This is a genomic window from Arenimonas sp. (genome assembly GCF_044348765.1).
Lineage (GTDB): Bacteria > Pseudomonadota > Gammaproteobacteria > Xanthomonadales > Xanthomonadaceae > Arenimonas.
In genome coordinates this window covers 1-21,267 of sequence record NZ_JBIKSE010000014.1, presented here as the reverse complement: position 1 = coordinate 21,267, position 21,267 = coordinate 1, and the positions used below count along the sequence as shown (strand labels likewise).

The following is a 21,267-nucleotide window of genomic DNA, read 5'->3' as shown; positions in this document are numbered from 1 at the left end:
GCGGTCCCGTTTAGAACGCGTTGATGCCGGTCAGCTCACGTCCGATGACCAGCTGATGCACCGTCTCTGTGCCTTCATACGTAATGACTGACTCCAGGTTCAGGGCATGCCGGATCGGGCAGTATTCCGTGGTGATACCGGAGCCACCGAGGATGTCGCGGGCTTCGCGGGCGATGTCGAGGGCCATCCGACAGTTGTTCCATTTGGCCAAGGACACCTGCGAGGGCTGCATGTTACCGGCATCCTTGAGGCGACCGAGCTGAAGGCTGAGCAGCTGGGCCATGGAGATGCGGCGAGCCATTTCAGCCAGCTTGATCTGTATGGCCTGATTGGCCGCCAGCGGGCGATTGAACAGAATCCTTGTTTTGGTGTATTCAATGGCTTCGGTCAAACAGGCCTGGGCGGCGCCGATTGGTCCCCAGGTGATGCCGTAGCGGGCCTGGGTCAGGCAGCCGAGCGGTCCTTTCAGACCTTTGACATTCGGCAGGCGCTGGCTGTCGGGAATACGGACGTTATCGAAGAACAGACCGGAGGTGACTGAGGCGCGAAGACTCATCTTGTGCTTGATTTCCTGCGCCACGAATCCCGGCGTGCCTTTTTCGACGATGAAGCCCTGGATGCCTTCATCGGTCATGGCCCAAACAATGGCAATATCGGCCAGGTTACCGTTAGTGATCCACATCTTGGCGCCGTTGATAACCCAATCACCACCCTCCTTCTTGGCGTGGGTTTTCATGTTGGCCGGATCGGAACCGCCGTGCGGCTCGGTCAAACCGAAGCAGCCGATGATTTCCGCACGGGCCATACCCGGCAGGTATTTACGGCGCTGCTCTTCCGAGCCGTAGGCGTAAATGGGGTACATGCACAGCGAGCTCTGCACCGAAACGAAACTGCGGATGCCCGAATCACCGCGCTCCAGCTCCTGGCAGATCAGCCCATAGCTGACGCCGTTCAGCCCTGCGCAACCGTACTCCTCCGGCAAGGAAGAACCCAGCAGACCCATCGCGGCGATTTCCGGCACCAGTTCTTTCGGGAAGCGGCCCTGATCGAAAGCATCCCCAATGATTGGAATGACTTTTTCGTCGGTGAAACGCGCCACGGCATCCTGGATCATGCATTCTTCTTCGGTGAGCATGGAACGGATGTCGAACAGGTCGGTCGGAGTAAGGGCCATGGGGGATTCCTCGTCAAATCAGTGCTTATTTTACCCCATATTCCTACCCTGAATTGTGCCAAAATAGCCTTATTCACCGCGTTTTCACGGAGCCCTGCATGTTAAAACCCCTGATTGCCCCGATCATTGCCTATTTCGCCAAACTGCGCTTTCCCGTGCTGTTCGGCATAACCGTTACGCTGTTCGTGGTCAATGTCCTTATTCCCGATTTCATACCATTCGCGGATGAACTAATTCTCGGCTTGACCGCTGCCCTGCTCGCCCGCTGGAAAAAGTGCAAAAATCCAGATCTGCCGGCGACATGAATCTGATTGACAGCCACTGCCATTTGGACGTGCCTGATTTCGCCGATGATCTGCCTGAGGTCATTGCCCGCGCCGTCCAGAACGGTGTGGCCCGCTTCATTGTTCCGGCAATTTCAGCATCGGGCTGGCCGCATCTTGCCAAGTTGTCAACCCGCCATCCCGGATTACATCCAGCCTACGGATTGCACCCGATGTTCCTGACCGACCATACCGATGCTGACCTGGACGCACTGTCTCAGTGGGTATCTCGGCCCGAGTGTGTAGCGGTGGGTGAATGCGGTCTGGATTTTTTCCTTTGCGATCTTGATCCGATTCGCCAGGAAAGCATTTTCATCGCGCACATTCGATTGGCTGTGGAAACCGGCAAGCCGCTCATCATCCACGCCCGCCAAGCCACGGAACGTGTTATTCAGTTGTTACGCCGCCATGGTCCGACGCATGGCGTGATTCACAGCTACTCTGGAAGCCTGGAGCAGGCGCGATTACTTATCGAGATGGGTTTCATGCTCGGCATTGGCGGACCCATCACCTACCCGCGCAGTCGACGTATCCGTGAAATCGCGAAGGAATGTCCGTTGTCGCATCTGCTTCTGGAAACCGATGCGCCCGACCAGCCCATGGCGGGCGAACAAGGTCGCCGCAACGAACCGGCGAAGCTAGTGCGGGTGGCTGAGACCCTGGCTGAAATCCGCGCGCTGCCGGTAATCGAAGTAGCGGCACAGACCCGCCTTAACGCCCAGCGCTTATTTGGACTTGCGGCCTAACAGCAATTCGATGGCCTTGGCCGCGGCAACAAAGGCAAAAGCTCCGGTCACATGCGTGGCGGCACCCAGACCATCGCCGCAATCAAGCTTGAAACCACCTTCGGGATCCGTCGCTGGACGGATGCCGCAGACCGAGCCATCGGCTTGCGGGTATTGCACATTCTCGAGCGAATATACAGCCGGAACGCTGAAATAGCGGTCTTTATTCTTTGGAAAATTGAATTCGGTTCGCAATTTACGGCGGATTAAGGCCAGCAGAGCATCCTGCTCGGTCCTGGCAAGATCACGGACCCGAATCTGGCTCGGATCGGTGCGGCCGCCAGCAGCGCCGATCACAATCAGTTTCTGTTTGCGCCGTCGGCACCAGGCAATCAGCTCGACTTTGACCCGGAAAGCATCGCAAGCATCGATGACCAGATCGAACGGCCCGGCCAGCATTCCGGCCATGTTACTCGGTGTGATGAAAGCGCTCACGGCATCGACCTGCACTGCCGGATTGATGGCCAGACAGCGTTCGGCCATGGCGTCGACCTTGGCGCGGCCGAAATTGCCGTCCAGGGCATGCAACTGGCGGTTGCTGTTCGACACACAGATGTCATCTGCGTCGAAAAGCGTCATCCGGCCGACACCGGACCGGGCCAGCGCCTCGACCAGCCAGGAGCCGACGCCGCCGATGCCAATAACCGCGACATGCGCCGCGCCGAGACGCTGCAGCGCGCCCTTTCCATACAGCCGTTCCACACCGGCGAAGCGTTCATTTTGGCTATTCATGCCGCTATTGTAATGCCTTCGGGCTATCCTTTAGTATGACAATGGTCCCGTTAGGAGAATCAACCATGAGTAAGCCCCTGCAATTCTCAATCGTGCTTGTGATCGGACTGATTATGGGTGCGGTCTGCACTAGCATCGCCATCGAAGCCCTGAGCAAGGGTACTGAATTCTCGCGCGGCGTCATGGCCGTCCAGGCCGCACACGCCATAGCTCTGAACAAACTGTCGAAAGACAACCGCTGCAGTGCGCCGGAAATCCAGAAGGAACTGCTGCCGATGCGGATCATTGCCACCGATATCGAGCCAGCATTCAAATCTCTGGCCGACCAGGACCAGCAATTCGTCCGCTACGCCGCTGATTTGCGACGGGTACTTGATCTGCAATTGGCTAAAGGCATCGACAACTGTGCCGATCTCGCGACCGGCATCAGCTCCATCAAGCAAAGCTGCGATAATTGCCACCGGGATTACAAGTAATGACCGAACAACTCCAACAAATTCTCTATATCGTTTCGGCTGCGCTGATCATCATTGGCTTGCTGGGTGTTTTTTTGCCGATACTGCCTGGCATTCCACTGGCTTACGCCGGCATGGTGCTAGCGGCCTGGGTGGGCGGATTCCATGAGATATCGGTCCTGGTGCTGATCCTGCTAGGTTTATTGACGGCGGCCTCGTTGGCCATCGATTTCTTGGCCAGCGCGCTCGGCGCCAAACGTGCAGGCGCCAGTAAGATGGCCATACTCGGCGCCGGTCTGGGCAGCCTGTTCGGCATGATTTTATTCAACCTGCCCGGACTCATTCTCGGGCCGTTTGTGGGCGTCATGGTGGTCGAAACCGCCCAAGGCAAAAGCATTCGTGAGGCCGGAAAAGTCGGATTTGCGACATGGCTCGGCATTGCGGTTGGCGTAGCGCTAAAAGTCGGACTGGCCTTCGCCATGCTGGGCATCTTTCTATTTGCGCTTTGGTACTGAATCAGCGAGCTTTCGGCGAGGTAGAAAAAAACTTTGCTGCCAACAGTGCGATCATGAAACCGGAAAACAGGTGGACCGGTACCAGCATCATCATTAGCGGGAAGCCGACTAAAAAAAAGATGAGATAGAACAAAGGAACTGCCATGACAGCAGCAGTAATGATGGAAACCAGAAGGTTGCGCCAATAAAATCCAAGCGTGAATACGGGAAGGTCAAACCGGCCGAACTCCTCAGACAGAGAGATGCATCGGCGCAGAAAGCGCCACTGCCAGGGAAATGAAGCCAGGGTGCTGAGCATAGCGCCGCTGATATAAAGCATGAACACGGTTTCGCGCGAAACATTGGCAAACGAAACCGGTTTCTCGGGCGGCAGATAGGCCAGCAACGCGGCCGCCACAAGGATCAAGGGCAGATTGACCAGCATGTAAAGCGGCGCGAAATCGCGCCAGCCTTGCCAGTTGGCCGGGTTCGCCTTCAGGCCCATTCCGTCAGTCCTTCGGATTCATACAGCGCCTTCCAGCTCGGGCGGGCTTTCATCAGCGTGGCCAGCTTGGCAAGCGCCGGATAGTCCAGTGCCGTTTTCGGCATGTTGCGCGACCAGCGCATGAGCATCACGAGCATGAAATCGGCCACGGACGCGCACTCGCCGAGCAGATACGGGCCGGTCTTGGCCAGATGCGCATCGAGATTGGCAAAGACGTCATGAATACGGGCCTCGGCAGTGGCTTTGCCGGCCTCGGCATGTGCTTCACCGGCGGCTTCGCTCGGATACCACCAGAGCCGGAATGACGGCTGAAGGGTATTGGCCAGGTAGAACATCCATTGCAGGAGTTCGCCGCGCTTAGCGTTTCCCGGAGGTGGAATCAGGCCTGATTCCGGCTTTGCCTCGGCCAGCAATACTGCCATGGCGGCGGCCTCGCACATCGGTTTACCCTCAATCAGCAAAGTCGGTACCACACCGCTCGGGTTCAGCGCGAGATACTCCGGCGTTTTGTGCTCGCGTGCAGCGATGTCGAGTTTGACCAGATCATGCGGCAGACCCAGATCGATCAACAACCAATGCACCACCAAGCTGGCGGCACCGGGGGCGTAATAAAGTGTGTACATGCTATTGTCCTGGTCAGGTGCCGTGGCGGGCACGGTAATCGGCAAGGAAGCGTTCGATGCGGTCGAGCGCCTCGGTCATTTCATCGGTACTGGGAAGAAACACCAGCCGCACGTGGTCGTGCTTGGGCCAGTTGAAACCGGTGCCCTGCACCAGCAGCACTTTTTCCTGCTCCAGCAGTTCGGTGATGAACTTCTGGTCATCGGCTATGGGATAGACCGCCGGGTCCAATTTCGGGAACAGATACAGCGCGCCTTTGGGCTTAACGCAGCTCACCCCGGGGATAGCGGTCAAACGCTGCCAGGCCAGATTGCGCTGACGCGTCAGCCTTCCATCCGCAGCCACTAGCTGATTGATACTTTGTGTTCCGCCAAGAGCGGTCTGGATGGCGTACTGCGCCGGCACGTTGGCACACAGCCGCATGGAGGTGACGATATTCAGCCCGTCGACGTAGTCCGTGGCGTGCTCACGCTCGCCGCTGAGAATCATCCAGCCGGCGCGGTAACCGCAGGCCCGGTAATTTTTGGAAAGCCCGCCGAAACTGATGCAGAATACATCCTCGGCCAGGGAAGCCATGGCAATGTGGGTTTCGTCGTCATACAGGGTCTTGTCGTAGATTTCATCAGCGAACACCAGCAGTTGGTTTTCCCGGGCGATCTGCAGGAGGGCCTCCAGCATCGGTTTAGGATATACGGCACCGGTTGGGTTGTTCGGGTTGATGACCACCAGAGCCTTGGTATTCGGGGTAATACGGCTGCGCAGATCGGCCAAATCCGGTTGCCAGCCGGCGTCTTCGTCGCAGAGGTAGTGAACCGGCTTTCCGCCGGAAAGCGATACCGCCGCCGTCCATAGGGGATAATCCGGTGCCGGTACCAGCACTTCATCGCCGTCATTCAGCAGGGCATTCATGGCGAGCAGGATCAGTTCGGAAACCCCGTTACCGATATAGATATCTTCCAAGCCGACAGTACGGATGCCTCTCTCCTGGGCATAGTTCATGACCGCTTTACGTGCGGAATAGACACCTTTGGAATCACTGTAACCGCCGGCCCGGTTCAGATTGCTGATGACATCGCGGACGATGTCATCCGGTGGATTGAAACCGAACACCGCCAGATTTCCGATATTGAGCTTGATGATTCTGTGACCCTCGTCTTCGAGCTGTTTGGCCCGTTCCAAGGCTGGCCCACGGATTTCGTAGCAAACATCATCGAGCTTTCGGGATTTCTTCAGTTTTTTCATGGTGAACTCGCCGTAAACACCCATCAATGATACCGCAAGGCATACACTATCATCACGGCTCCTGAGCTACATTAGTAGGAAATTTAAGGAGCAATGCATGTCGAAATTCGCACTCTTGGGCCTTCTCTTATGGAGCAGCAGTCTCATGGCCATCGAACAGCCCAAATACACCGTTTTGAAAGACTACGGTGACGACATCGAGATGCGCCAATACGACGGCTACATCATCGCCGAAACCGAAGTTGCCGCCGCTAATGCCGACCAGGCCGGTAACCTGGCTTTCAAGCGGCTCGGCGGTTATATCTTCGGCGGCAACCGCTCGAAACAGTCACTGGCTATGACTGCGCCGGTGAGCCAGGCCAAAAGCGAAAAAATCGAGATGACCGCACCGGTCAACCAGGTCCGTACGTCGGATGGGGTTTGGTTAGTCTCATTCGTGATGCCCAAAAGCTATACCCTGGAAACACTTCCGGTACCGAATGACCCTGAGGTCTATTTCAAAACGGTTCCCGCCCGCAAGGTAATGGCCATCCGGTTCTCGGGGCGCTGGACCGAAACCAGTTTTACCCAACATGAGTCGAAGCTTCTGGCCGCCGTGAAAAAAAATGGCCTGAAAAGTATAGGAAGTCCGTGGACGGCCCGTTACGACCCGCCCTTCATGCCAGGGTTCATGCGCCGCAATGAAGTCATGATCGAGTTGCGCTGATTATTCCAGAACGACGGGGATCTTGCCGATACGGGCCTGCCACAGTTTCGGACCGGTCTTATGCACCGATTCGCCGGTGCTGTCCACGGCAACGGTGACCGGCATGTCCTTCACGGTGAATTCGTAAATCGCCTCCATACCCAGATCCTCGAAACCCACCACTCTAGCGGCCTTGATCGCTTTGGATACCAAGTAAGCGGCGCCGCCGACCGCCATCAGATATACCGATTTGTGCTTCTTAATGGCCTCGATGGCCGCCGGGCCGCGTTCGGATTTGCCAATCATGCCGATCAGCCCGGTCTGCGCCAGTACCTGCTCGGTGAATTTATCCATTCGGGTGGCCGTGGTCGGGCCGGCCGGACCTACCACTTCATCGCGCACCGGATCGACCGGGCCGACGTAGTAGATCATCTTGCCGGTGAAATCGACCGGTAGTTTTTCGCCTCGGTTGAGCATCTCCACCATACGTTTGTGCGCGGCATCACGGCCGGTATACATCTTGCCGCTGAGCAGCAGGGTTTCACCGGGCTTCCAGGTCGCGGTTTCAACCGGGGTCAACGTATCGAGGTTAACCGGCCGTGATTGTTTGAAATCCAAAGCCAGCTTCGGCCAATCGACCAAGGAGGGCGGCGTCAAACTGACCGGGCCACTACCATCAAGGGTGAAGTGCGCATGGCGCGTGGCGGCACAATTGGGAATCAAGGCCACCGGAAGATTAGCGGCGTGCGTCGGGAAATCCTTGACTTTGACGTCCAGCACCGTGGTCAAGCCGCCCAGCCCCTGGGCCCCGATGCCAAGCGCATTGACTTTCTCGAACAGCTCCAGACGCAGTTCTTCGGCACGGCTGTTTGGGCCACGGGCCTTCAGGTCATTGATGTCGATCGGTTCCATCAGGGCCTCTTTGGCCAGCAGCATGGCTTTCTCGGCCGTTCCACCGATGCCGATACCGAGCATGCCCGGTGGGCACCAGCCGGCCCCCATGGTCGGGACCGTTTTGATGACCCAATCCACGATGGAGTCGGACGGATTGAGCATGGCGAATTTCGACTTGGCCTCCGAGCCACCGCCTTTGGCCGCAACGATGACATCGACTGTATCACCAGAAACCACTTTCATGTTGACCACGGCCGGCGTATTGTCTTTGGTATTGGCTCGTCTTCCTGCCGGATCGGCCAGCACTGAAGCCCTCAGCTTGTTGTCCGGATGGCTGTATGCGCGGCGCACACCTTCATTGACCATGTCCTCGACCGAAAGCACCGCGTCCCAGCGCACATCCATGCCGATTTCCAGAAAAACGGTGACAATTCCGGTGTCCTGGCAGAGCGGACGATGGCCCTCGGCACTCATCCGGGAGTTGATCAGGATCTGCGCCATCGCATCCTTGGCGGCCGGTGATTGTTCACGCTCATAAGCCGCGGCCAGATTGGTGATGTAATCGACCGGATGGTAATAGGAAATGTACTGCAGGGCATCGGCGATGCTTTCGATGAAATCGGATTGCTTGATGACGGCCATGACGGTTCTCCTCAGGCCATTATTATAAACCGCAGCGGCAGGAATGATGCCGGATTATTTCGCCGCAAGCGCCGCCTGCATATAGGCCCTGGCATCGTCTGCGAGATCCTCATGATCGAGTGCATATTGGATGGTGGCTTCAATCAGGCCAATGCGGGTGCCGCAGTCAAAACGGCGCCCCTCGAATTGGTAAGCCAGGACCCGGTCCAGCTTGAGAAGCTCGGCAATGGCATCAGTCAGCTGGATCTCGCCGCCAGCGCCGCTGCGTGTTTTTTCCAGAATCGGGAAGATCTCGCCGCTCAGCACATAGCGGCCGACCACGGCCAGATTGCTCGGTGCCACTTCCGGCTTCGGCTTCTCGACAATCTTCTCGATAGTACCGAAACGCCCGGTGAAATTCGGCGCAGCGACGATGCCGTAGCTGGATGTCAGTTCTAGCGGCACCTGCTGGACAGAGATGACGCTGGAATTTTGCTTGCCAGCCAGATCGACCATCTGTGCCAGAGCACCCTTACCCTTGTTCCAGATCAGATCATCGGGAAGCAAGACGGCGAAAGGCTCGTTGCCGATCACCGGCCTGGCGCAAAGCACGGCATGGCCAAGCCCTAGCGCTTCGGTCTGGGTCACGAACACACAACGGACGTGGCGCGGTAAAACGTCGCGGATCATCGCCAACAGCTCGGACTTTCCGGCCTTTTCCAACTTCTGCTCGAGTTCATAGGCTTTGTCGAAGTAATCGGCAACGGCATGTTTGTAACGGTTGGTGACGAACACCAGGGTGTCGATGCCAGCCTCAATGGCTTCGTCAACCGCATACTGGATCAGCGGCTTGTCGACCACGGGCAGCATTTCCTTGGGGACCGTCTTGGTCGCGGGCAGGAACCGGGTACCGAGGCCGGCCACCGGGAATACCGCTTTTTTTACTTGGAATGCCATCAATCGTCCTTGTTCATGATCCCAATAGGTTGAGCAGCGGCTTCACACTGCCCCAATGCTTGCAGCTCGGACACTGCCAATGGTGCGCCCGCGCCCCGAATCCACAATTGACGCAACGGTAGTTTGCGGAACGGACCAACAATTGGTCGGTGATCTGCTTGAGTGTTTTCAGGGTTTCGACCGGCTCATCGCCCGGATTGGCGACGGCTTTCTCGAGCAAGGCTGCTTCACCACGCACGGACGGCTGTTGCAAGAGTTGTTTGGCCAGGAATTCCTGTGCCGCCATGGCGCCTTCGTCACGCTCAATGAGATCGGTCAGTGCCAGCAAGGGCGTTACGCCGGCATACTGCTCGATAACTTCCTGTAGAAAACCGCGTGCTCGCATCAGCTCGTTTCGGCGTTCATAACATTCCATCAACTGGGGCAGCACTTCAGGGAGATAGTCGACATCATGCCGGGCCACGCGCTCAAAAGCACGGATGGCAGCGGCGTCGTTGTTTTCCAGAAGATCCAACCGGCCTTCAATCATGCCGGCACGGACACACTGGGAATCCGAGGAATAGGCAGCGGCGATGCGGTCACGCGCGGCGGCAAGATTCCCATCATGGACATGTTTCTCAGCCAACTCACAGTAGTAATGAGCGATGCTTTCGCCCATGACCTCACCGGTGATCTGCTCATATTTCAGGGCATAGGTGATCGCCTGCTGCCAATCCCGTTCAGACTGGTAAATTGAGATGAGCTGTTGCAGGGCCTTGGGGGCATGTACACCCATCTGCACCAGATCGTTGAACAAGGTTTCGGCACGATCCAGCAAGCCGGCGCGCATGTAATCCTCGCCCAGTTCCAGTACCGCTCGGGTTTTTTGTTCCTCGCTCAATCCAGTTCGAGCCACCAGATTCTGGTGCAAACGGATGGCGCGATCAACTTCGCCGCGACGCCGGAACAGGTGTCCGAGTGCAAACTGGGTTTCGACGGTTTCCTTGTCAACTTCAGCGATTTGCAGAAAGATCTCGAGGGCCTTGTCCTGCTGTTCGTTGAGTAGATAATTGAGGCCACGGAAATAGGTATTGGACAGACGTGAAATCTTGGCGCCGCCTTTGATTTCTCCGCCACGCCGGCCGAGCAGCCATCCGATGGCGATTGCCGCCGGAATGAGCAACAGCCAGGCAACATGGGTCATCATGCGGATTTACCGCTTTCTGGAATCGTTTTGGCGGATTTCGGCACTGCAGCCTTGTCGGTCAACAGACTGATACTGGCCAAAGCCCCGCCGATGACCGCGCCGGCGAGTACGCATAGCAGAAGCGCCAGGCCGAGATGGGCCTGATACCGCACGAAGAAGAGATCGATGGATATGGTCTGTTGGTTGAGTGCGCCAAGCGAAATGCCCGCTAGCACGAATAACAGGGCGATGATGGCTTTGAGCGCTCGCATATCCGTCTCCGTTTCGATTCCTACAGCTTAACCGATAAGACCTACGGAATTAAGTATGCGGCTGGATTTCAGTAACGTTGTTGACGCGGTCGCGAAGTTCCTTGCCGGGCTTGAAATGTGGCACGTGTTTGCCATTGAGTTCGACCGCCTCACCGGTCTTGGGGTTTCGGCCGGTGCGGGCCGGACGATAATGCAGCGAAAAGCTCCCGAAGCCGCGGATTTCGATGCGTTTACCCTCGGATAGCGAGGAACTCATCATTTCCAGAACGGTCTTGACCGCAAGGTCGACATCGTCCGCTTTGAGATGCGGTTGCTGCTTTGACAGGAATTCAATGAGCTCGGACTTGGTCATGTTTGGATACCCGATAAATTCCGGTCCGGCGGCATGCCGGACCGGATGTGCTTAATTACTCGCCTTTACCCATCTGTTCGCGCAGCAGCGCGCCCAGTTTGGTAGTACCGCTGGAAGCATCGGCCTTGTTCACCTCGGCCAGACTTTCCTGGATTTCGGCTTCGTCTTTGGCGCGGATCGACAGCTGCATCACGCGGCCTTTGCGGTCGTTGCCGATGTATTTGGCTTCGATCACATCGCCCACTTTCAGATGCTGGCTGGCATCTTCGATACGCTCTTTGGCGATGTCGTTGGCTTTGACGTAGCCTTCCAGGCCGCCTTCGAGTTCGATCACGGCACCTTTGGCATCGACTTCCTTGACAGTGCCCTTGACGATGGCGCCTTTCTGGGTGTTCGCGGTGAACTGGCCCATCGGATCCTGTTCCAGCTGTTTAACGCCCAGGGAGATACGCTCACGCTCCGGGTCAACCGCCAGAACGACGGCCTCCAGGGTGTCGCCCTTCTTGAGTTCACGTACGGCCTCTTCGCCGGTCGAGCTCCAGGAAATGTCAGACAGATGGATCAGACCGTCGATACCGCCATCCAGACCGATGAACACACCGAAATCGGTAATCGATTTGATCTGGCCGGAAACCTTGTCGCCTTTCTTGAAGATGGCGGCGAAAGCTTCCCACGGATTCGACACGCACTGCTTGATGCCAAGCGAAATGCGTCGGCGCTCGGCATCGACATCGAGCACCATGACTTCGACATCATCGCCCAGCTGGACGACTTTGCTCGGGTTGACATTCTTGTTGGTCCAATCCATCTCGGACACGTGCACAAGACCTTCCACGCCCGGTTCAATTTCGACGAACGCGCCGTAATCGGTGACATTGGAAACCTTGCCGAATGCGCGGGTATTGGCCGGATAGCGGCGCGCGATGTTTTCCCATGGATCTTCGCCCAGCTGCTTGAGACCCAGCGAAACACGGTTGCGCTCACGATCGTATTTCAGCACGCGGACCTGCAGTTCGTCGCCGACATTGACCACTTCGGAAGGATGACGGACGCGTTTCCAGGCCATGTCGGTGATATGCAACAGGCCGTCGACGCCGCCAAGATCGACGAATGCGCCGTAATCGGTGAGGTTCTTGACTACGCCAGTGACGATGGTGCCCTCGGTGAGGCGTTCCAGCATCTGCTCGCGTTCGGCGCTGTTTTCGGTTTCAACCACGGCACGGCGCGAAACAACGACGTTATTGCGCTTGCGGTCGAGCTTGATGATTTTGAATTCCAGTTCCTTGCCTTCCAGGTAGCCCGGATCGCGCACGGGGCGCACATCCACCAGAGAGCCCGGCAGGAAGGCGCGCACTTCGCGGATATCGACCGTAAAGCCGCCCTTGACCTTACCGCTGATGCGGCCGGTGACGATTTCACCAGCGTCCATCACGGTTTCCAATTCGTCCCAGACCAGCGCTTTTTTCGCCTTGTCACGGGAAAGGATGGTTTCGCCGAAACCGTTCTCGACGGCTTCCAGCGCGACCTTGACGATGTCGCCCACGGCAACTTCGATTTCGCCCTGCTCGTTGCGGAACTGATTGATGTCGATGACACCTTCCGACTTCAGGCCGACGTTGACGACGACGACGTCGGCACGGATCTCTTCCACGGTGCCGGTGACGATGGCGCCGGATTTCAGATTATTAAGGGATGTTTGGCTTTGCTCAAACAGTTCTGCAAATGATTCGGTCATGATTAACTCTCGAGTTGATGAACAGGTTGCCGGAAAAGACAACCCACCTGTTGTGTGCGGATGCACGTTGAAAATCCCTGCCGAGACAGAGGCCAATCCTATTGCGGCATCGGGAAACCCGCCTACGAGCGGTAATGTGACGGCAGAACGCAAAGGATCTGATCGATGACCGAAGCAATGGGCATGGAGGTCGAGTCGATGATAATGGCATCATCGGCCGGCTTCAGCGGCGCCACCGCTCGGTTCGCATCACGTTCATCACGGGCCACGATTTCGTGCAATAGGTCGCCAAGTTTAACAGAAACTCCTTTTTCCATCAACTGCTTATACCGCCTCTGGGCACGCTCCATAGGGCTGGCGGTCAAAAAGAACTTGTACGGGGCATCGGGAAAGATGACCGTACCCATATCGCGGCCATCAGCAACCAGGCCCGGCGGAACCCGAAAGCTTCGCTGCAGCAGGACCAAGGCTGCGCGGACCTCGGGTTGGGCCGCCAGCGCCGAGGCCATGGACCCGGCCAATTCCGAACGGATATCGTCCGTTGCTTCTTTGCCATTGACAATAATTTTAGGCTCTTCAGTAGTTTGAGTAACAAACTTAATGTCTGTTCGAACTGCGCAAGCCGCCAATTGTTCTGGCTCATCCAGGCCGATGCCTTCCCAAGCTGCGGCGATACCGACCGCCCGGTAGAGGGCACCCGAATCCAAATAGGCCCACCCCAGGGACTGCGCCACCAAGCGGCTGACTGTGCCCTTACCGGCTCCGGCCGGGCCGTCGATGGTCACCACGGGGACTGAATTGTGCGGCATGGACTCTCCGGAAGGCTGGACGATAAAGCCGTCATTCAAGAATCATACCCGCTGAACGCGCCAAATCGACGAATCCGGGGAAGGAAGTAGCCACATTCTCGCAATCATGGATCAGAGTTTGACCGGATGCGCATTGTGCCGCGACCGCAAAACTCATGGCAATCCGGTGGTCGTGGCGGCTCTGAATATCGGCACCATGAAGGCGCCCGCCTGTGATGGTCACAGTGTCCGCTGTTTCTGTGACCGAAGCACCCATGGCGCGCAGGCCAGCCACCATGCTGGCAATACGGTCAGACTCCTTGATCCGCAACTCGGCCAAGCCGGAGGCGTGGCTGGTGCCTTCGGACAAGGCGGCGGCGACGAAGAATATCGGGCACTCGTCGATCATGTCCGGAACCAGACTTTCGGGCAAATCAATCGCTTTCAGTGCCGAATGTAGGACACGAAGATCGGCTACCGGCTCACCGCCCTGCTCGCTTTCATTAAATATCTCGATCCGCCCACCCATCAAGCGCAGGGCCTTCAGTATGCCGGTTCGTCGCGGATTGATGCCTATATTTTCCAGGGTGATATCGGAACCTGGAACCAGAAGCGCCGCGGTGATGAGGAAAGCCGCAGAGGAAATGTCACCGGGTATCCGGATTTCACCACCCTGCAGGCGACCCCCGCCACGGATGCGGATGCGACCTGGACTGTAGCTTATCGGCCAACCCAGAGCTTGCAACATCGCCTCGGTGTAATCGCGGGTCGGCCGGGGCTCGGTGATGACTGACTCCCCCTCGGCATACATGGCGGCGAGCAGGAGTGCGGATTTGACCTGGGCACTGGCGACGCTGGTATCGATTTCAACCGGCTGCAGACGCTGGCCGCCATGGACATGTAGCGGCGCAAAATTGCCATCACGCGCGGAAATCCGAGCACCCATCACGTCCAGTTTATTGATGACACGCGCCATCGGACGTTGCGAAAGTGAGGCATCGCCAACCAGCACACTGTCGAACGCCTGTGCACAAAGCAATCCAGTCAAAAGGCGCATGCTGGTGCCGGCGTTGCCGCAATCCAAGGATTGGGCACTGCCTTGCAGACCGTGCAAGCCGACCCCATGAATGACACGAGATTCAGCACCCGGCGTTTCGATATGCACGCCCAACTGGCTGAATATTCGCGTCGTGGCACGGGTATCCTCACCCTCCAGAAAACCGCTGACATGCGTCTGGCCCTCGGCCAATGCCCCGAAAATGATGGCGCGGTGCGAGATGGACTTGTCACCCGGCACACGCAACAGTCCATGCAGACCAGATGAACGCGCTGCCTTCCAGGCCAAACTCATGGCTGAATGACCTTCAGATTGGCGTGCATGCCTTGGTTTTCAGGATGCGTCTCACCAGTTATCCTCAGGCACTCTCCCAGCCCATGGCCGGGCATTGGCCATGCGATCACGCCGCGTTCGAACAAGGCCTGTTCGATGGCGATTGTCTCCGGCCTGAAATGCACCAATAAAACAGTCTGTGGCGGTAAAACCTGGGATCCGATGGATCGAAATGCCTCAGCCAGCCAAGTGCTCACGGGGGTGCTGCACCCCCCCCGCTCGGAGACATATCCACCGAATTCAGCCATGGCGCACCGCGAAATCACGCATAAAATCAGCCAAAGCTTGGACTCCGGACAAGGGCATGGCATTGTAGATAGAGGCACGCATGCCACCGAGCGCTCGATGGCCTTTTAGGCCCATCAAACCGGTCGCTTCCGATTCGGCAAGGAAAGCCTTGTCGAGCGCCTCGTCCTTGAGCATGAAAGGCACATTCATGGTCGATCGCGCGGCCACAGCAACCTCATTGCGGTAGAAGCCGCCGGATCCATCGATGGTCCGGTACAGCAATCCGGCCTTGTCGGCATTGCGGCGGGCGAAAACCTCTGTGCCGCCTTCGGCAATCATCCACTTGAGCACCAAGCCGACCACATACCAAGGAAATGTCGGCGGCGTATTGAACATGGAATCATTCTTAGCCTGGTTCTGCCATTCGAAAATCGGGGGCAGATTGCGCTCATGGCGGCCAAGCAGTTCCTTCCGGATGACGGCGATGGTGATGCCGGCCGGGCCGATATTCTTCTGGGCGCCGGCATAAATCATGCCGAAACGGTTGACATCAACCGGGCGGGCCAGAAAGTTGGAGGAAAAATCCGCGACCAGCGGAACATCGCCGGCTTCCGGAATATTCGCGAATTCCACGCCATGAATGGTTTCGTTCGAGGTGTAATGGAGATACGCGGCATTGCCGGCGCGTTGCCAGGTGGAGAGCTCGGGAATGTTCCTGTAGGCATTGGCTTTATCGCTGGCAACCACATGCGTGCGCAAGGATGCCTTGGCGTTTTCAAGTGCTTTTTCACCCCAATGACCAGTCAGCAGATATTCGCCGGCCTGGTCAGCACGCGCCAGATTCATCGGCAAAAGCGCAGATACCGTGGTAGCGCCGCCTTGCAGGAACAAAACAACATAATCGTCATTGACGCCGAGCAGATTGCGAAGATCGGCCTCGGTTTGGGCGGCGCAATCAATGAAAGCCTTTCCACGATGACTGACTTCCATCACCGAGGCGCGCTCACCCTGCCATTCCAAGAGCTCCTCCTGGACCTGAAGCAGAACGGATTCCGGCAAAGTGGCCGGACCGGCACTGAAATTGAACGCACGTGACATAAAAAACTCCTTGAAATATGCGTTCTAGCCTAGCATGCAGGGATTAATCAGCAAAACCTATTGTGATTATCTTCTCGTGATTAGCGGGAATAACTGAGGAGAACGATGAAAAAGCCAGAGATGGCAATGGCCACGGCCAACAGGATCCATTGTGCCCTGCTGAATATGCCACTTGCCGGATCAGTCGGAGCTGCGGCATTGGCACTGGCGGGGTGAATCGGCTCGGCTATTTCCGGCTCTACCATTGGTGCGGTCTCAGCACTGGGCGCTTCGAACCGGAAGCGGTGCTGCTCGATGCTGATTTGCGATCCCGGATGTAGAACAGCCTCCTCGCATACCCATCCATCAACGCGCATCTCTAAGACAGGACTCAGATTCTTCACCAGAATGGCATTCCCCTGGCGCTGCAGCAGGATTTGACGCTCTGCCAGGGCGGTATCGTCAATACGGACTTCGGACAGATCCGAGCGCCCGATGCACAGACTGTTGACCAAAACATGGGCGCGCCCGGTATCGGCACCGGTTAGCGCACGCAGCAGTACCCGCCCGGAGAAATTGATCGGCTGGGCAGTGGGCCGGCGGGCGGCGTCCGGCTTGCGTGCAGAGCTGAGCCGCAAGGCGCAGCTTCCCAAATGCAGCTCGTCTCCCGGAGTCAACAGAGCCGCACGCACAATGCGACGGCCATTGACGTGCACGACCGCAGCAGTCTCATCGGCTGCAGGCTCAAGCCACAACAGGCCGGCGGCGCCGGGGGTGAGTCGGGCATGTAGCGGCGCCAAACCGTGGCGAGCCAGGCAGATCTCGGAACCGGGGTCGGATCCGATGCGAAGCGGTGACTCACCGATGGCGGCGGCGGCTTGTCCGGGGATATGAAGTAGCCAATGCATAGAAACGCCTTTTTTGAAAATTTACCATATCTGGCCTGACAAACCGAGAATTTCATTGTATTTTCTAAGCTCCGCCAGTCAACGGATGCGCCATGGCCGCGATCAATATTAAACGTACGCACGCTCTGGAAATCGCCAATGCCAAGAAAAAGGTCCAGAAAGTCGCCGATCACATCGTTGAAAAATTTGATGTTGAGTGTGAGTGGGACGACAATATGTTAAATTTCAGCCGCTCTGGCGTTGATGGTCATATCAAAGTGAATCCGAAATCCATTCATGTCTTTGCTGATCTCGGCTTTTTTCTGTCGGCTCTAAAAGGCCCTATCGAAACCGAAATCGAACGCTACCTGGATCAAGAGTTCAGCTAAATGGGGGAATGAACGGATTTGCATTGCCAGCCGCAAGACGATCTGCGATGCAGGTTTCCTGCCGATGGATTTCATCCAGGAATTCATCAGCCCCGCCGAGATGGTTGAATGCACCAAAACCCCGCTCGAGGAAACTCTGCAGATGCTGCAGACCAAGCATGCGTGCCGGAACTCGCGAGGCCGATAACAGTTTGGCAATGCCGTGCTTCTGTACGACGGCGTCCAGGCGTACACCGACATCCATGACCAGATCGATCTGGCGCCGGCGCAAACGGCGCAGACCGACGCTGCAGTAAACCCTTTGGTAAAGCTCGGCGTCCAGAGATGCGGGCTTTCTGCCTGTTTTATCAAGCTCTCTGGCCATGCGCATATCGATGGCGTGGCTGAGAACCGACAGTTCAATGGCATCCACGGCCGCCGTCAATAGGCTTTCGGGAAGCAGCCGTGACATTTTCGGCAGTATTTTTGCTGCCTCCTCGTCACGTTTCATAAAATCAGCATCGCCGTAAAGATCGGAGAGGAAGAAAGCCGCCGCCGCTTGTTTACGCGGATCATCCATGAAGTGGTCGAAACTGGCCGCCAAGCGCTGGGCCTGCCATGCACGCAATGCCGGCAGCCACTTCGCGAGTACAACATCCTGTTTTTCCAATAGATGCGCCTGTTTCTGCCATCGCAGGCGCCGCGCAAGACGGCTTTGCAGATCATTGACTGCCATAGGCGGTAAGCCCTCGGTGATTGGACTCGAGCTATTTTAGCCTTACAATGAAATCCACCGTCAAATCACGGCCATTTCATGCTCGTATTACAAGCCGCCAGCCAAATCGCAAAACATCAAGGAAAAATCGGACTTGCCATCGCCGGCGGCGGCCCTATCGGCGGAATGTATGAACTCGGCGCCCTGCGAGCCCTGGAGGTAGCCATCGATGGCCTGGACCTCAACAGACTCGATGTCTACGTCGGCGTCAGCTCCGGCGCCTTTCTGGCAGCCGGCCTGGTGAATCGCCTCAGCACCGCGGAAATCTGCCAAATCTTCATCACCAACGATCACCCGGAAATCCAATTTTCCCCGCGTATGTTCCTCAAGCCGGCATTCATGGAATTCGGCAAACGCATTTCGGCATTGCCAGGTCTTGCCGTCGATTGGTGGAAGACCCTGGTAACCGATCCGAGCGGCACGCAACTCGGCGAGCTGACCTCGCGCTTCACCGGAGCCGTACCGACCGGCCTTTTTGATAATGCCCCGATTGAGAAATTCCTTAAAAATATTTTCACCGGCCCCGGACGCAGCAATGACTTCCGCAAACTGGAACGGCCATTGTACGTAGTCGCCGTCGATCTCGACCAAGGCAAGGCCGTACGATTCGGCAGCAGGGAGTGGAACTCCGTACCGATTTCGCAGGCCGTACAGGCCAGTGCAGCCCTGCCCGGCCTGTATCCACCGGTCGACATCAAAGGGCATCATTTTGTGGATGGCGCACTCCGGCGAACCATGCACGCATCGGTCGTGCTCGATCATGGCATTGATCTGATGATCGGCATCAACCCGTTTGTACCCTTCAATGCCAAGAACCGTCGCAAAGGAAGCGAACCCACGGTCAAGCTCGCCGATGGCGGCCTACCAATGGTACTTTCACAGACGTTCCGTACTCTGTTGCAATCCCGCATGCAGGTCGGTCTCGAGAAATACGCCCGTCAGTATCCGGAAACCGACCAACTGGTCCTTGAACCGAATGAAGATGATGCTGAGATGTTCTTTACCAATGTTTTCAGTTATTCCTCGCGGCATCGTGTGTGCGAACATGCGTTCCAAAGCACCCTGCGCGATCTAAAATCATGCGCCACGCAATTAGCGCCGCTTCTGGCCAAGCACGGCCTGACTCTGAATATGTCGGCACTGGATAATCCAGACATCACCCTGCTCGACGGCATTACCCCGATGTACCGCCGGACGGCGGCAACCGCACAACTCTGGCAAAACCTCGACGATATCGAATACGGACTGCGGCAACGCAAGACCCGCTGAAGTCATCACCGGAAACCCTTGATTCTGGTGTATTTGCTCTAGACAAGCGCCCCACAATAGCCACCGAGTCGGAACAGCGGCTTGTCACCCCCATTCCCAAATACTGAGGTTACCCCATGGCCAAGCTCAAAAAAGCCGCCCGCACCAAAACCGCTAGCCGCAAGCCGGCCGGCATAAGTGCCGAAGCCACTTCGCACAACCTGATCAGTACGGCACAGCAGATCTGGGCTGCCGGCATCGGGGCTTTGGCCCGCGCCCAAGGCGAAGGTACCGATATGTTCGATGCACTGGTCAAAAAAGGTATGAGCCTTGAAGCACAGACCCGTAAACTGGCCAATGGCAGGGTTGATGTCGTGCGAGCCAGCGTTGAAGACCGCGTCGAAAACGTCCGCGAAAAAGCCACCGATACCTGGGACCGCATGGAAAAAGTCTTTGAAGACCGCGTCCATCGGGCTCTGACTCGTCTGGGCGTCCCTACCCGCGAAGATCTGGCTGGACTGAACAAACGCGTTGAAACTCTGACCGCCGAACTGCGCAAGCAGAACGGTAAAGTGCCGGTTGTCAAAAAAGCTGCCGCTCCTGTAAACAAAGCCGCTAAGAAACCCATGAAGAAAGCTGCTGCCGTCAAGAAGACCGGAAAATCTGTGCTGCCGAAAGTACCGAGGCCGCGCACACCGAAAGCCTAAGTCTCAGATATGGCAGATACTGCGGCCTGTCCTTCCGGTACAAGCTCCAGATTGATATGAAACAAAAAAGCACCGCTTGCGGTGCTTTTTTATTCCAGTAAATGTCGACCGTTACCAGTGAACGCCGCGCATCAACGATGCGAACGCAATCTGCTCGTTGGTAGGGTTAGCGGCATCGCCACGGCCGGCCATGCCTTTGGCCGCAGCCGAGTCCGGGAACAGTTCGAAAGCGGTACTCATCACCACTTCATAGGCTTTCGGGAATACCGCATGCACCACGCCGGCGAATACACCGAGCCGTGTAGCGACGCGGCTTGGCTTGTCGATGATGGCCTTCACGATAAGATCGGCGGCCTCCTCGGGACTAAGCGTGGGAACCGAATCATACATCTTGGTCGGCGCGATCATCGGTGTTTTCACCAGCGGCATATTGATCGTGGTGAAGCTGATGCCCTTTCCGGACAGCTCACCCTGTGCGCAGTGACTAAATGCATCCAGAGCAGCTTTCGAAGCCACGTAGGCCGAGAATCGCGGCGAACTGGCCAGAACACCGATGGATGAGATATTGATGATATGGCCGCGGCGTTTGGCAATCATGCCCGGCAGCGACTGCATGATCAGACGCAGTGAGCCGAAATAATTCAACTGCATGGTACGCTCAAAATCGTGGAAGCGGTCGAAACTGAGCTCAATAGAGCGGCGGATGGACCGGCCAGCGTTGTTGATCAGGATATCCACGCCGCCATGCTGCTTGGACACCTGTTCAATCAGACTGTCGCAGGAATCC

The 21,267-nt window shown here is 56.9% G+C and carries 26 protein-coding genes; 8 read left to right on the top strand and 18 right to left on the bottom strand.

Annotation, left to right across the window (positions count from 1 at the left end; all coding sequences use genetic code 11):
* Nucleotides 1–10: 10 nt before the first annotated feature.
* Nucleotides 11–1,174 carry an acyl-CoA dehydrogenase family protein gene (locus ACIQ0Q_RS03900; protein WP_395771640.1) on the bottom strand — a complete coding sequence of 388 codons (1,164 nt, stop codon included), beginning with the start codon at nucleotides 1,172–1,174 and terminating at the stop codon, nucleotides 11–13.
* A gap of 98 nt (nucleotides 1,175–1,272) precedes the next feature.
* On the opposite strand from ACIQ0Q_RS03900, the gene ACIQ0Q_RS03895 reads away from it, so the two are divergent.
* Both ACIQ0Q_RS03895 and ACIQ0Q_RS03890 read left to right on the top strand, forming a co-directional pair.
* Entirely contained in the window at nucleotides 1,273–1,479 is a 207-nt protein-coding gene (locus tag ACIQ0Q_RS03895; protein WP_395771639.1) for a DUF6116 family protein, read from the top strand.
* Nucleotides 1,476–2,243 carry a TatD family hydrolase gene (locus ACIQ0Q_RS03890; RefSeq protein WP_395771638.1) on the top strand — a complete coding sequence of 256 codons (768 nt, stop codon included), beginning with the start codon at nucleotides 1,476–1,478 and terminating at the stop codon, nucleotides 2,241–2,243. Before ACIQ0Q_RS03895 ends, ACIQ0Q_RS03890 begins: the two co-directional genes overlap by 4 nt.
* On the opposite strand, the gene ACIQ0Q_RS03885 is transcribed toward ACIQ0Q_RS03890, so the two are convergent.
* Nucleotides 2,223–3,014 carry a ThiF family adenylyltransferase gene (locus ACIQ0Q_RS03885; RefSeq protein ID WP_395771637.1) on the bottom strand — a complete coding sequence of 264 codons (792 nt, stop codon included), beginning with the start codon at nucleotides 3,012–3,014 and terminating at the stop codon, nucleotides 2,223–2,225. The genes ACIQ0Q_RS03890 and ACIQ0Q_RS03885 overlap by 21 nt on opposite strands.
* A 65-nt stretch (nucleotides 3,015–3,079) precedes the next feature.
* Between ACIQ0Q_RS03885 and ACIQ0Q_RS03880 the strand changes: the two genes are divergently transcribed.
* A complete protein-coding gene (locus tag ACIQ0Q_RS03880; RefSeq protein ID WP_395771636.1) occupies nucleotides 3,080–3,490 on the top strand; it encodes a hypothetical protein in 411 nt (136 codons plus the stop codon).
* On the top strand, nucleotides 3,490–3,984 hold the full coding sequence (locus ACIQ0Q_RS03875) for a DUF456 domain-containing protein (protein ID WP_395771635.1): 495 nt from the start codon (nucleotides 3,490–3,492) through the stop codon (nucleotides 3,982–3,984). The genes ACIQ0Q_RS03880 and ACIQ0Q_RS03875 overlap by 1 nt, the downstream gene beginning before the upstream one ends.
* 1 nt (nucleotide 3,985) lies before the next feature.
* Here the strand turns inward: ACIQ0Q_RS03875 and ACIQ0Q_RS03870 are convergent, their stop codons facing one another.
* From ACIQ0Q_RS03870 to ACIQ0Q_RS03860, 3 genes are read right to left on the bottom strand one after another with little or no spacing between them, the layout of a single operon-like run.
* Nucleotides 3,986–4,468 carry a hypothetical protein gene (locus ACIQ0Q_RS03870; RefSeq protein ID WP_395771634.1) on the bottom strand — a complete coding sequence of 161 codons (483 nt, stop codon included), beginning with the start codon at nucleotides 4,466–4,468 and terminating at the stop codon, nucleotides 3,986–3,988.
* Nucleotides 4,459–5,091, bottom strand: a complete 633-nt coding sequence (locus ACIQ0Q_RS03865; protein ID WP_395771633.1) for a glutathione S-transferase family protein — start codon at nucleotides 5,089–5,091, stop codon at nucleotides 4,459–4,461. Before ACIQ0Q_RS03865 ends, ACIQ0Q_RS03870 begins: the two co-directional genes overlap by 10 nt.
* A 13-nt stretch (nucleotides 5,092–5,104) precedes the next feature.
* The gene (locus ACIQ0Q_RS03860; protein ID WP_395771632.1) at nucleotides 5,105–6,331 is read right to left on the bottom strand and encodes a pyridoxal phosphate-dependent aminotransferase; all 1,227 of its coding nucleotides are present in this window, start codon (nucleotides 6,329–6,331) and stop codon (nucleotides 5,105–5,107) included.
* Nucleotides 6,332–6,428: 97 nt separating this feature from the next.
* On the opposite strand from ACIQ0Q_RS03860, the gene ACIQ0Q_RS03855 reads away from it, so the two are divergent.
* The gene (locus ACIQ0Q_RS03855; RefSeq protein WP_395771631.1) at nucleotides 6,429–7,037 is read left to right on the top strand and encodes an SOUL family heme-binding protein; all 609 of its coding nucleotides are present in this window, start codon (nucleotides 6,429–6,431) and stop codon (nucleotides 7,035–7,037) included.
* Here the strand turns inward: ACIQ0Q_RS03855 and ACIQ0Q_RS03850 are convergent, their stop codons facing one another.
* The 11 genes from ACIQ0Q_RS03850 to ACIQ0Q_RS03800 all read right to left on the bottom strand — a co-directional run bounded on the left by ACIQ0Q_RS03850 (nucleotide 7,038) and on the right by ACIQ0Q_RS03800 (nucleotide 17,403).
* Nucleotides 7,038–8,552, bottom strand: a complete 1,515-nt coding sequence (locus ACIQ0Q_RS03850) for a fumarate hydratase (protein WP_395771630.1) — start codon at nucleotides 8,550–8,552, stop codon at nucleotides 7,038–7,040.
* A 54-nt stretch (nucleotides 8,553–8,606) separates the two neighbouring features.
* The gene (gene galU / locus ACIQ0Q_RS03845; protein ID WP_395771629.1) at nucleotides 8,607–9,488 is read right to left on the bottom strand and encodes a UTP--glucose-1-phosphate uridylyltransferase GalU; all 882 of its coding nucleotides are present in this window, start codon (nucleotides 9,486–9,488) and stop codon (nucleotides 8,607–8,609) included.
* 13 nt (nucleotides 9,489–9,501) lie between these two features.
* Nucleotides 9,502–10,680 (bottom strand): lipopolysaccharide assembly protein LapB, encoded by a 1,179-nt coding sequence (gene lapB, locus ACIQ0Q_RS03840; protein WP_395771657.1) that lies wholly within the window; start codon nucleotides 10,678–10,680, stop codon nucleotides 9,502–9,504.
* Nucleotides 10,671–10,925 carry a lipopolysaccharide assembly protein LapA domain-containing protein gene (locus tag ACIQ0Q_RS03835; protein ID WP_395771628.1) on the bottom strand — a complete coding sequence of 85 codons (255 nt, stop codon included), beginning with the start codon at nucleotides 10,923–10,925 and terminating at the stop codon, nucleotides 10,671–10,673. Before ACIQ0Q_RS03835 ends, lapB begins: the two co-directional genes overlap by 10 nt.
* A gap of 49 nt (nucleotides 10,926–10,974) precedes the next feature.
* On the bottom strand, nucleotides 10,975–11,277 hold the full coding sequence (locus tag ACIQ0Q_RS03830; RefSeq protein ID WP_395771627.1) for an integration host factor subunit beta: 303 nt from the start codon (nucleotides 11,275–11,277) through the stop codon (nucleotides 10,975–10,977).
* Nucleotides 11,278–11,332: 55 nt separating this feature from the next.
* Nucleotides 11,333–13,012 (bottom strand): 30S ribosomal protein S1, encoded by a 1,680-nt coding sequence (gene rpsA / locus ACIQ0Q_RS03825; RefSeq protein WP_395771626.1) that lies wholly within the window; start codon nucleotides 13,010–13,012, stop codon nucleotides 11,333–11,335.
* A 122-nt stretch (nucleotides 13,013–13,134) separates the two neighbouring features.
* Nucleotides 13,135–13,821 carry a (d)CMP kinase gene (cmk, locus tag ACIQ0Q_RS03820; RefSeq protein ID WP_395771656.1) on the bottom strand — a complete coding sequence of 229 codons (687 nt, stop codon included), beginning with the start codon at nucleotides 13,819–13,821 and terminating at the stop codon, nucleotides 13,135–13,137.
* 31 nt (nucleotides 13,822–13,852) lie between these two features.
* A complete protein-coding gene (gene aroA / locus ACIQ0Q_RS03815) occupies nucleotides 13,853–15,151 on the bottom strand; it encodes a 3-phosphoshikimate 1-carboxyvinyltransferase (protein ID WP_395771625.1) in 1,299 nt (432 codons plus the stop codon).
* The gene (locus ACIQ0Q_RS03810) at nucleotides 15,148–15,438 is read right to left on the bottom strand and encodes a hypothetical protein (RefSeq protein WP_395771624.1); all 291 of its coding nucleotides are present in this window, start codon (nucleotides 15,436–15,438) and stop codon (nucleotides 15,148–15,150) included. Before ACIQ0Q_RS03810 ends, aroA begins: the two co-directional genes overlap by 4 nt.
* Nucleotides 15,431–16,516, bottom strand: a complete 1,086-nt coding sequence (gene serC / locus ACIQ0Q_RS03805) for a 3-phosphoserine/phosphohydroxythreonine transaminase (RefSeq protein ID WP_395771623.1) — start codon at nucleotides 16,514–16,516, stop codon at nucleotides 15,431–15,433. Before serC ends, ACIQ0Q_RS03810 begins: the two co-directional genes overlap by 8 nt.
* A gap of 80 nt (nucleotides 16,517–16,596) precedes the next feature.
* A complete protein-coding gene (locus tag ACIQ0Q_RS03800) occupies nucleotides 16,597–17,403 on the bottom strand; it encodes an FHA domain-containing protein (RefSeq protein WP_395771622.1) in 807 nt (268 codons plus the stop codon).
* Nucleotides 17,404–17,495: 92 nt separating this feature from the next.
* Between ACIQ0Q_RS03800 and ACIQ0Q_RS03795 the strand changes: the two genes are divergently transcribed.
* Nucleotides 17,496–17,771: a polyhydroxyalkanoic acid system family protein gene (locus ACIQ0Q_RS03795; RefSeq protein ID WP_395771621.1), complete on the top strand. Its 276-nt coding sequence runs from the start codon at nucleotides 17,496–17,498 to the stop codon at nucleotides 17,769–17,771.
* On the opposite strand, the gene ACIQ0Q_RS03790 is transcribed toward ACIQ0Q_RS03795, so the two are convergent.
* Nucleotides 17,764–18,486 carry an FFLEELY motif protein gene (locus tag ACIQ0Q_RS03790; RefSeq protein WP_395771620.1) on the bottom strand — a complete coding sequence of 241 codons (723 nt, stop codon included), beginning with the start codon at nucleotides 18,484–18,486 and terminating at the stop codon, nucleotides 17,764–17,766. The two genes, ACIQ0Q_RS03795 and ACIQ0Q_RS03790, sit on opposite strands and share 8 nt — an antisense overlap.
* Before the next feature lie 78 nt (nucleotides 18,487–18,564).
* Between ACIQ0Q_RS03790 and ACIQ0Q_RS03785 the strand changes: the two genes are divergently transcribed.
* Together ACIQ0Q_RS03785 and ACIQ0Q_RS03780 are read left to right on the top strand one after the other, a co-directional pair.
* Entirely contained in the window at nucleotides 18,565–19,794 is a 1,230-nt protein-coding gene (locus ACIQ0Q_RS03785; protein WP_395771619.1) for a patatin-like phospholipase family protein, read from the top strand.
* 116 nt (nucleotides 19,795–19,910) lie between these two features.
* Nucleotides 19,911–20,480 carry a phasin family protein gene (locus ACIQ0Q_RS03780; RefSeq protein ID WP_395771618.1) on the top strand — a complete coding sequence of 190 codons (570 nt, stop codon included), beginning with the start codon at nucleotides 19,911–19,913 and terminating at the stop codon, nucleotides 20,478–20,480.
* A gap of 111 nt (nucleotides 20,481–20,591) precedes the next feature.
* On the opposite strand, the gene ACIQ0Q_RS03775 is transcribed toward ACIQ0Q_RS03780, so the two are convergent.
* Nucleotides 20,592–21,267: SDR family NAD(P)-dependent oxidoreductase (locus tag ACIQ0Q_RS03775; protein WP_395771617.1), on the bottom strand; the 676-nt coding region annotated here is incomplete at its 5' end.

Coding starts and splice junctions, on each gene's coding strand:
- ACIQ0Q_RS03900 (WP_395771640.1), bottom strand. CDS start 1,174: ATGGCCCTTACTCCGACCGACCTGTTCGACATCCGTTCCATGCTCACC.
- ACIQ0Q_RS03895 (WP_395771639.1), top strand. CDS start 1,273: ATGTTAAAACCCCTGATTGCCCCGATCATTGCCTATTTCGCCAAACTG.
- ACIQ0Q_RS03890 (WP_395771638.1), top strand. CDS start 1,476: ATGAATCTGATTGACAGCCACTGCCATTTGGACGTGCCTGATTTCGCC.
- ACIQ0Q_RS03885 (WP_395771637.1), bottom strand. CDS start 3,014: ATGAATAGCCAAAATGAACGCTTCGCCGGTGTGGAACGGCTGTATGGA.
- ACIQ0Q_RS03880 (WP_395771636.1), top strand. CDS start 3,080: ATGAGTAAGCCCCTGCAATTCTCAATCGTGCTTGTGATCGGACTGATT.
- ACIQ0Q_RS03875 (WP_395771635.1), top strand. CDS start 3,490: ATGACCGAACAACTCCAACAAATTCTCTATATCGTTTCGGCTGCGCTG.
- ACIQ0Q_RS03870 (WP_395771634.1), bottom strand. CDS start 4,468: ATGGGCCTGAAGGCGAACCCGGCCAACTGGCAAGGCTGGCGCGATTTC.
- ACIQ0Q_RS03865 (WP_395771633.1), bottom strand. CDS start 5,091: ATGTACACACTTTATTACGCCCCCGGTGCCGCCAGCTTGGTGGTGCAT.
- ACIQ0Q_RS03860 (WP_395771632.1), bottom strand. CDS start 6,331: ATGAAAAAACTGAAGAAATCCCGAAAGCTCGATGATGTTTGCTACGAA.
- ACIQ0Q_RS03855 (WP_395771631.1), top strand. CDS start 6,429: ATGTCGAAATTCGCACTCTTGGGCCTTCTCTTATGGAGCAGCAGTCTC.
- ACIQ0Q_RS03850 (WP_395771630.1), bottom strand. CDS start 8,552: ATGGCCGTCATCAAGCAATCCGATTTCATCGAAAGCATCGCCGATGCC.
- galU (WP_395771629.1), bottom strand. CDS start 9,488: ATGGCATTCCAAGTAAAAAAAGCGGTATTCCCGGTGGCCGGCCTCGGT.
- ACIQ0Q_RS03835 (WP_395771628.1), bottom strand. CDS start 10,925: ATGCGAGCGCTCAAAGCCATCATCGCCCTGTTATTCGTGCTAGCGGGC.
- ACIQ0Q_RS03830 (WP_395771627.1), bottom strand. CDS start 11,277: ATGACCAAGTCCGAGCTCATTGAATTCCTGTCAAAGCAGCAACCGCAT.
- rpsA (WP_395771626.1), bottom strand. CDS start 13,012: ATGACCGAATCATTTGCAGAACTGTTTGAGCAAAGCCAAACATCCCTT.
- cmk (WP_395771656.1), bottom strand. CDS start 13,821: ATGCCGCACAATTCAGTCCCCGTGGTGACCATCGACGGCCCGGCCGGA.
- aroA (WP_395771625.1), bottom strand. CDS start 15,151: ATGAGTTTGGCCTGGAAGGCAGCGCGTTCATCTGGTCTGCATGGACTG.
- ACIQ0Q_RS03810 (WP_395771624.1), bottom strand. CDS start 15,438: ATGGCTGAATTCGGTGGATATGTCTCCGAGCGGGGGGGGTGCAGCACC.
- serC (WP_395771623.1), bottom strand. CDS start 16,516: ATGTCACGTGCGTTCAATTTCAGTGCCGGTCCGGCCACTTTGCCGGAA.
- ACIQ0Q_RS03800 (WP_395771622.1), bottom strand. CDS start 17,403: ATGCATTGGCTACTTCATATCCCCGGACAAGCCGCCGCCGCCATCGGT.
- ACIQ0Q_RS03795 (WP_395771621.1), top strand. CDS start 17,496: ATGGCCGCGATCAATATTAAACGTACGCACGCTCTGGAAATCGCCAAT.
- ACIQ0Q_RS03790 (WP_395771620.1), bottom strand. CDS start 18,486: ATGGCAGTCAATGATCTGCAAAGCCGTCTTGCGCGGCGCCTGCGATGG.
- ACIQ0Q_RS03785 (WP_395771619.1), top strand. CDS start 18,565: ATGCTCGTATTACAAGCCGCCAGCCAAATCGCAAAACATCAAGGAAAA.
- ACIQ0Q_RS03780 (WP_395771618.1), top strand. CDS start 19,911: ATGGCCAAGCTCAAAAAAGCCGCCCGCACCAAAACCGCTAGCCGCAAG.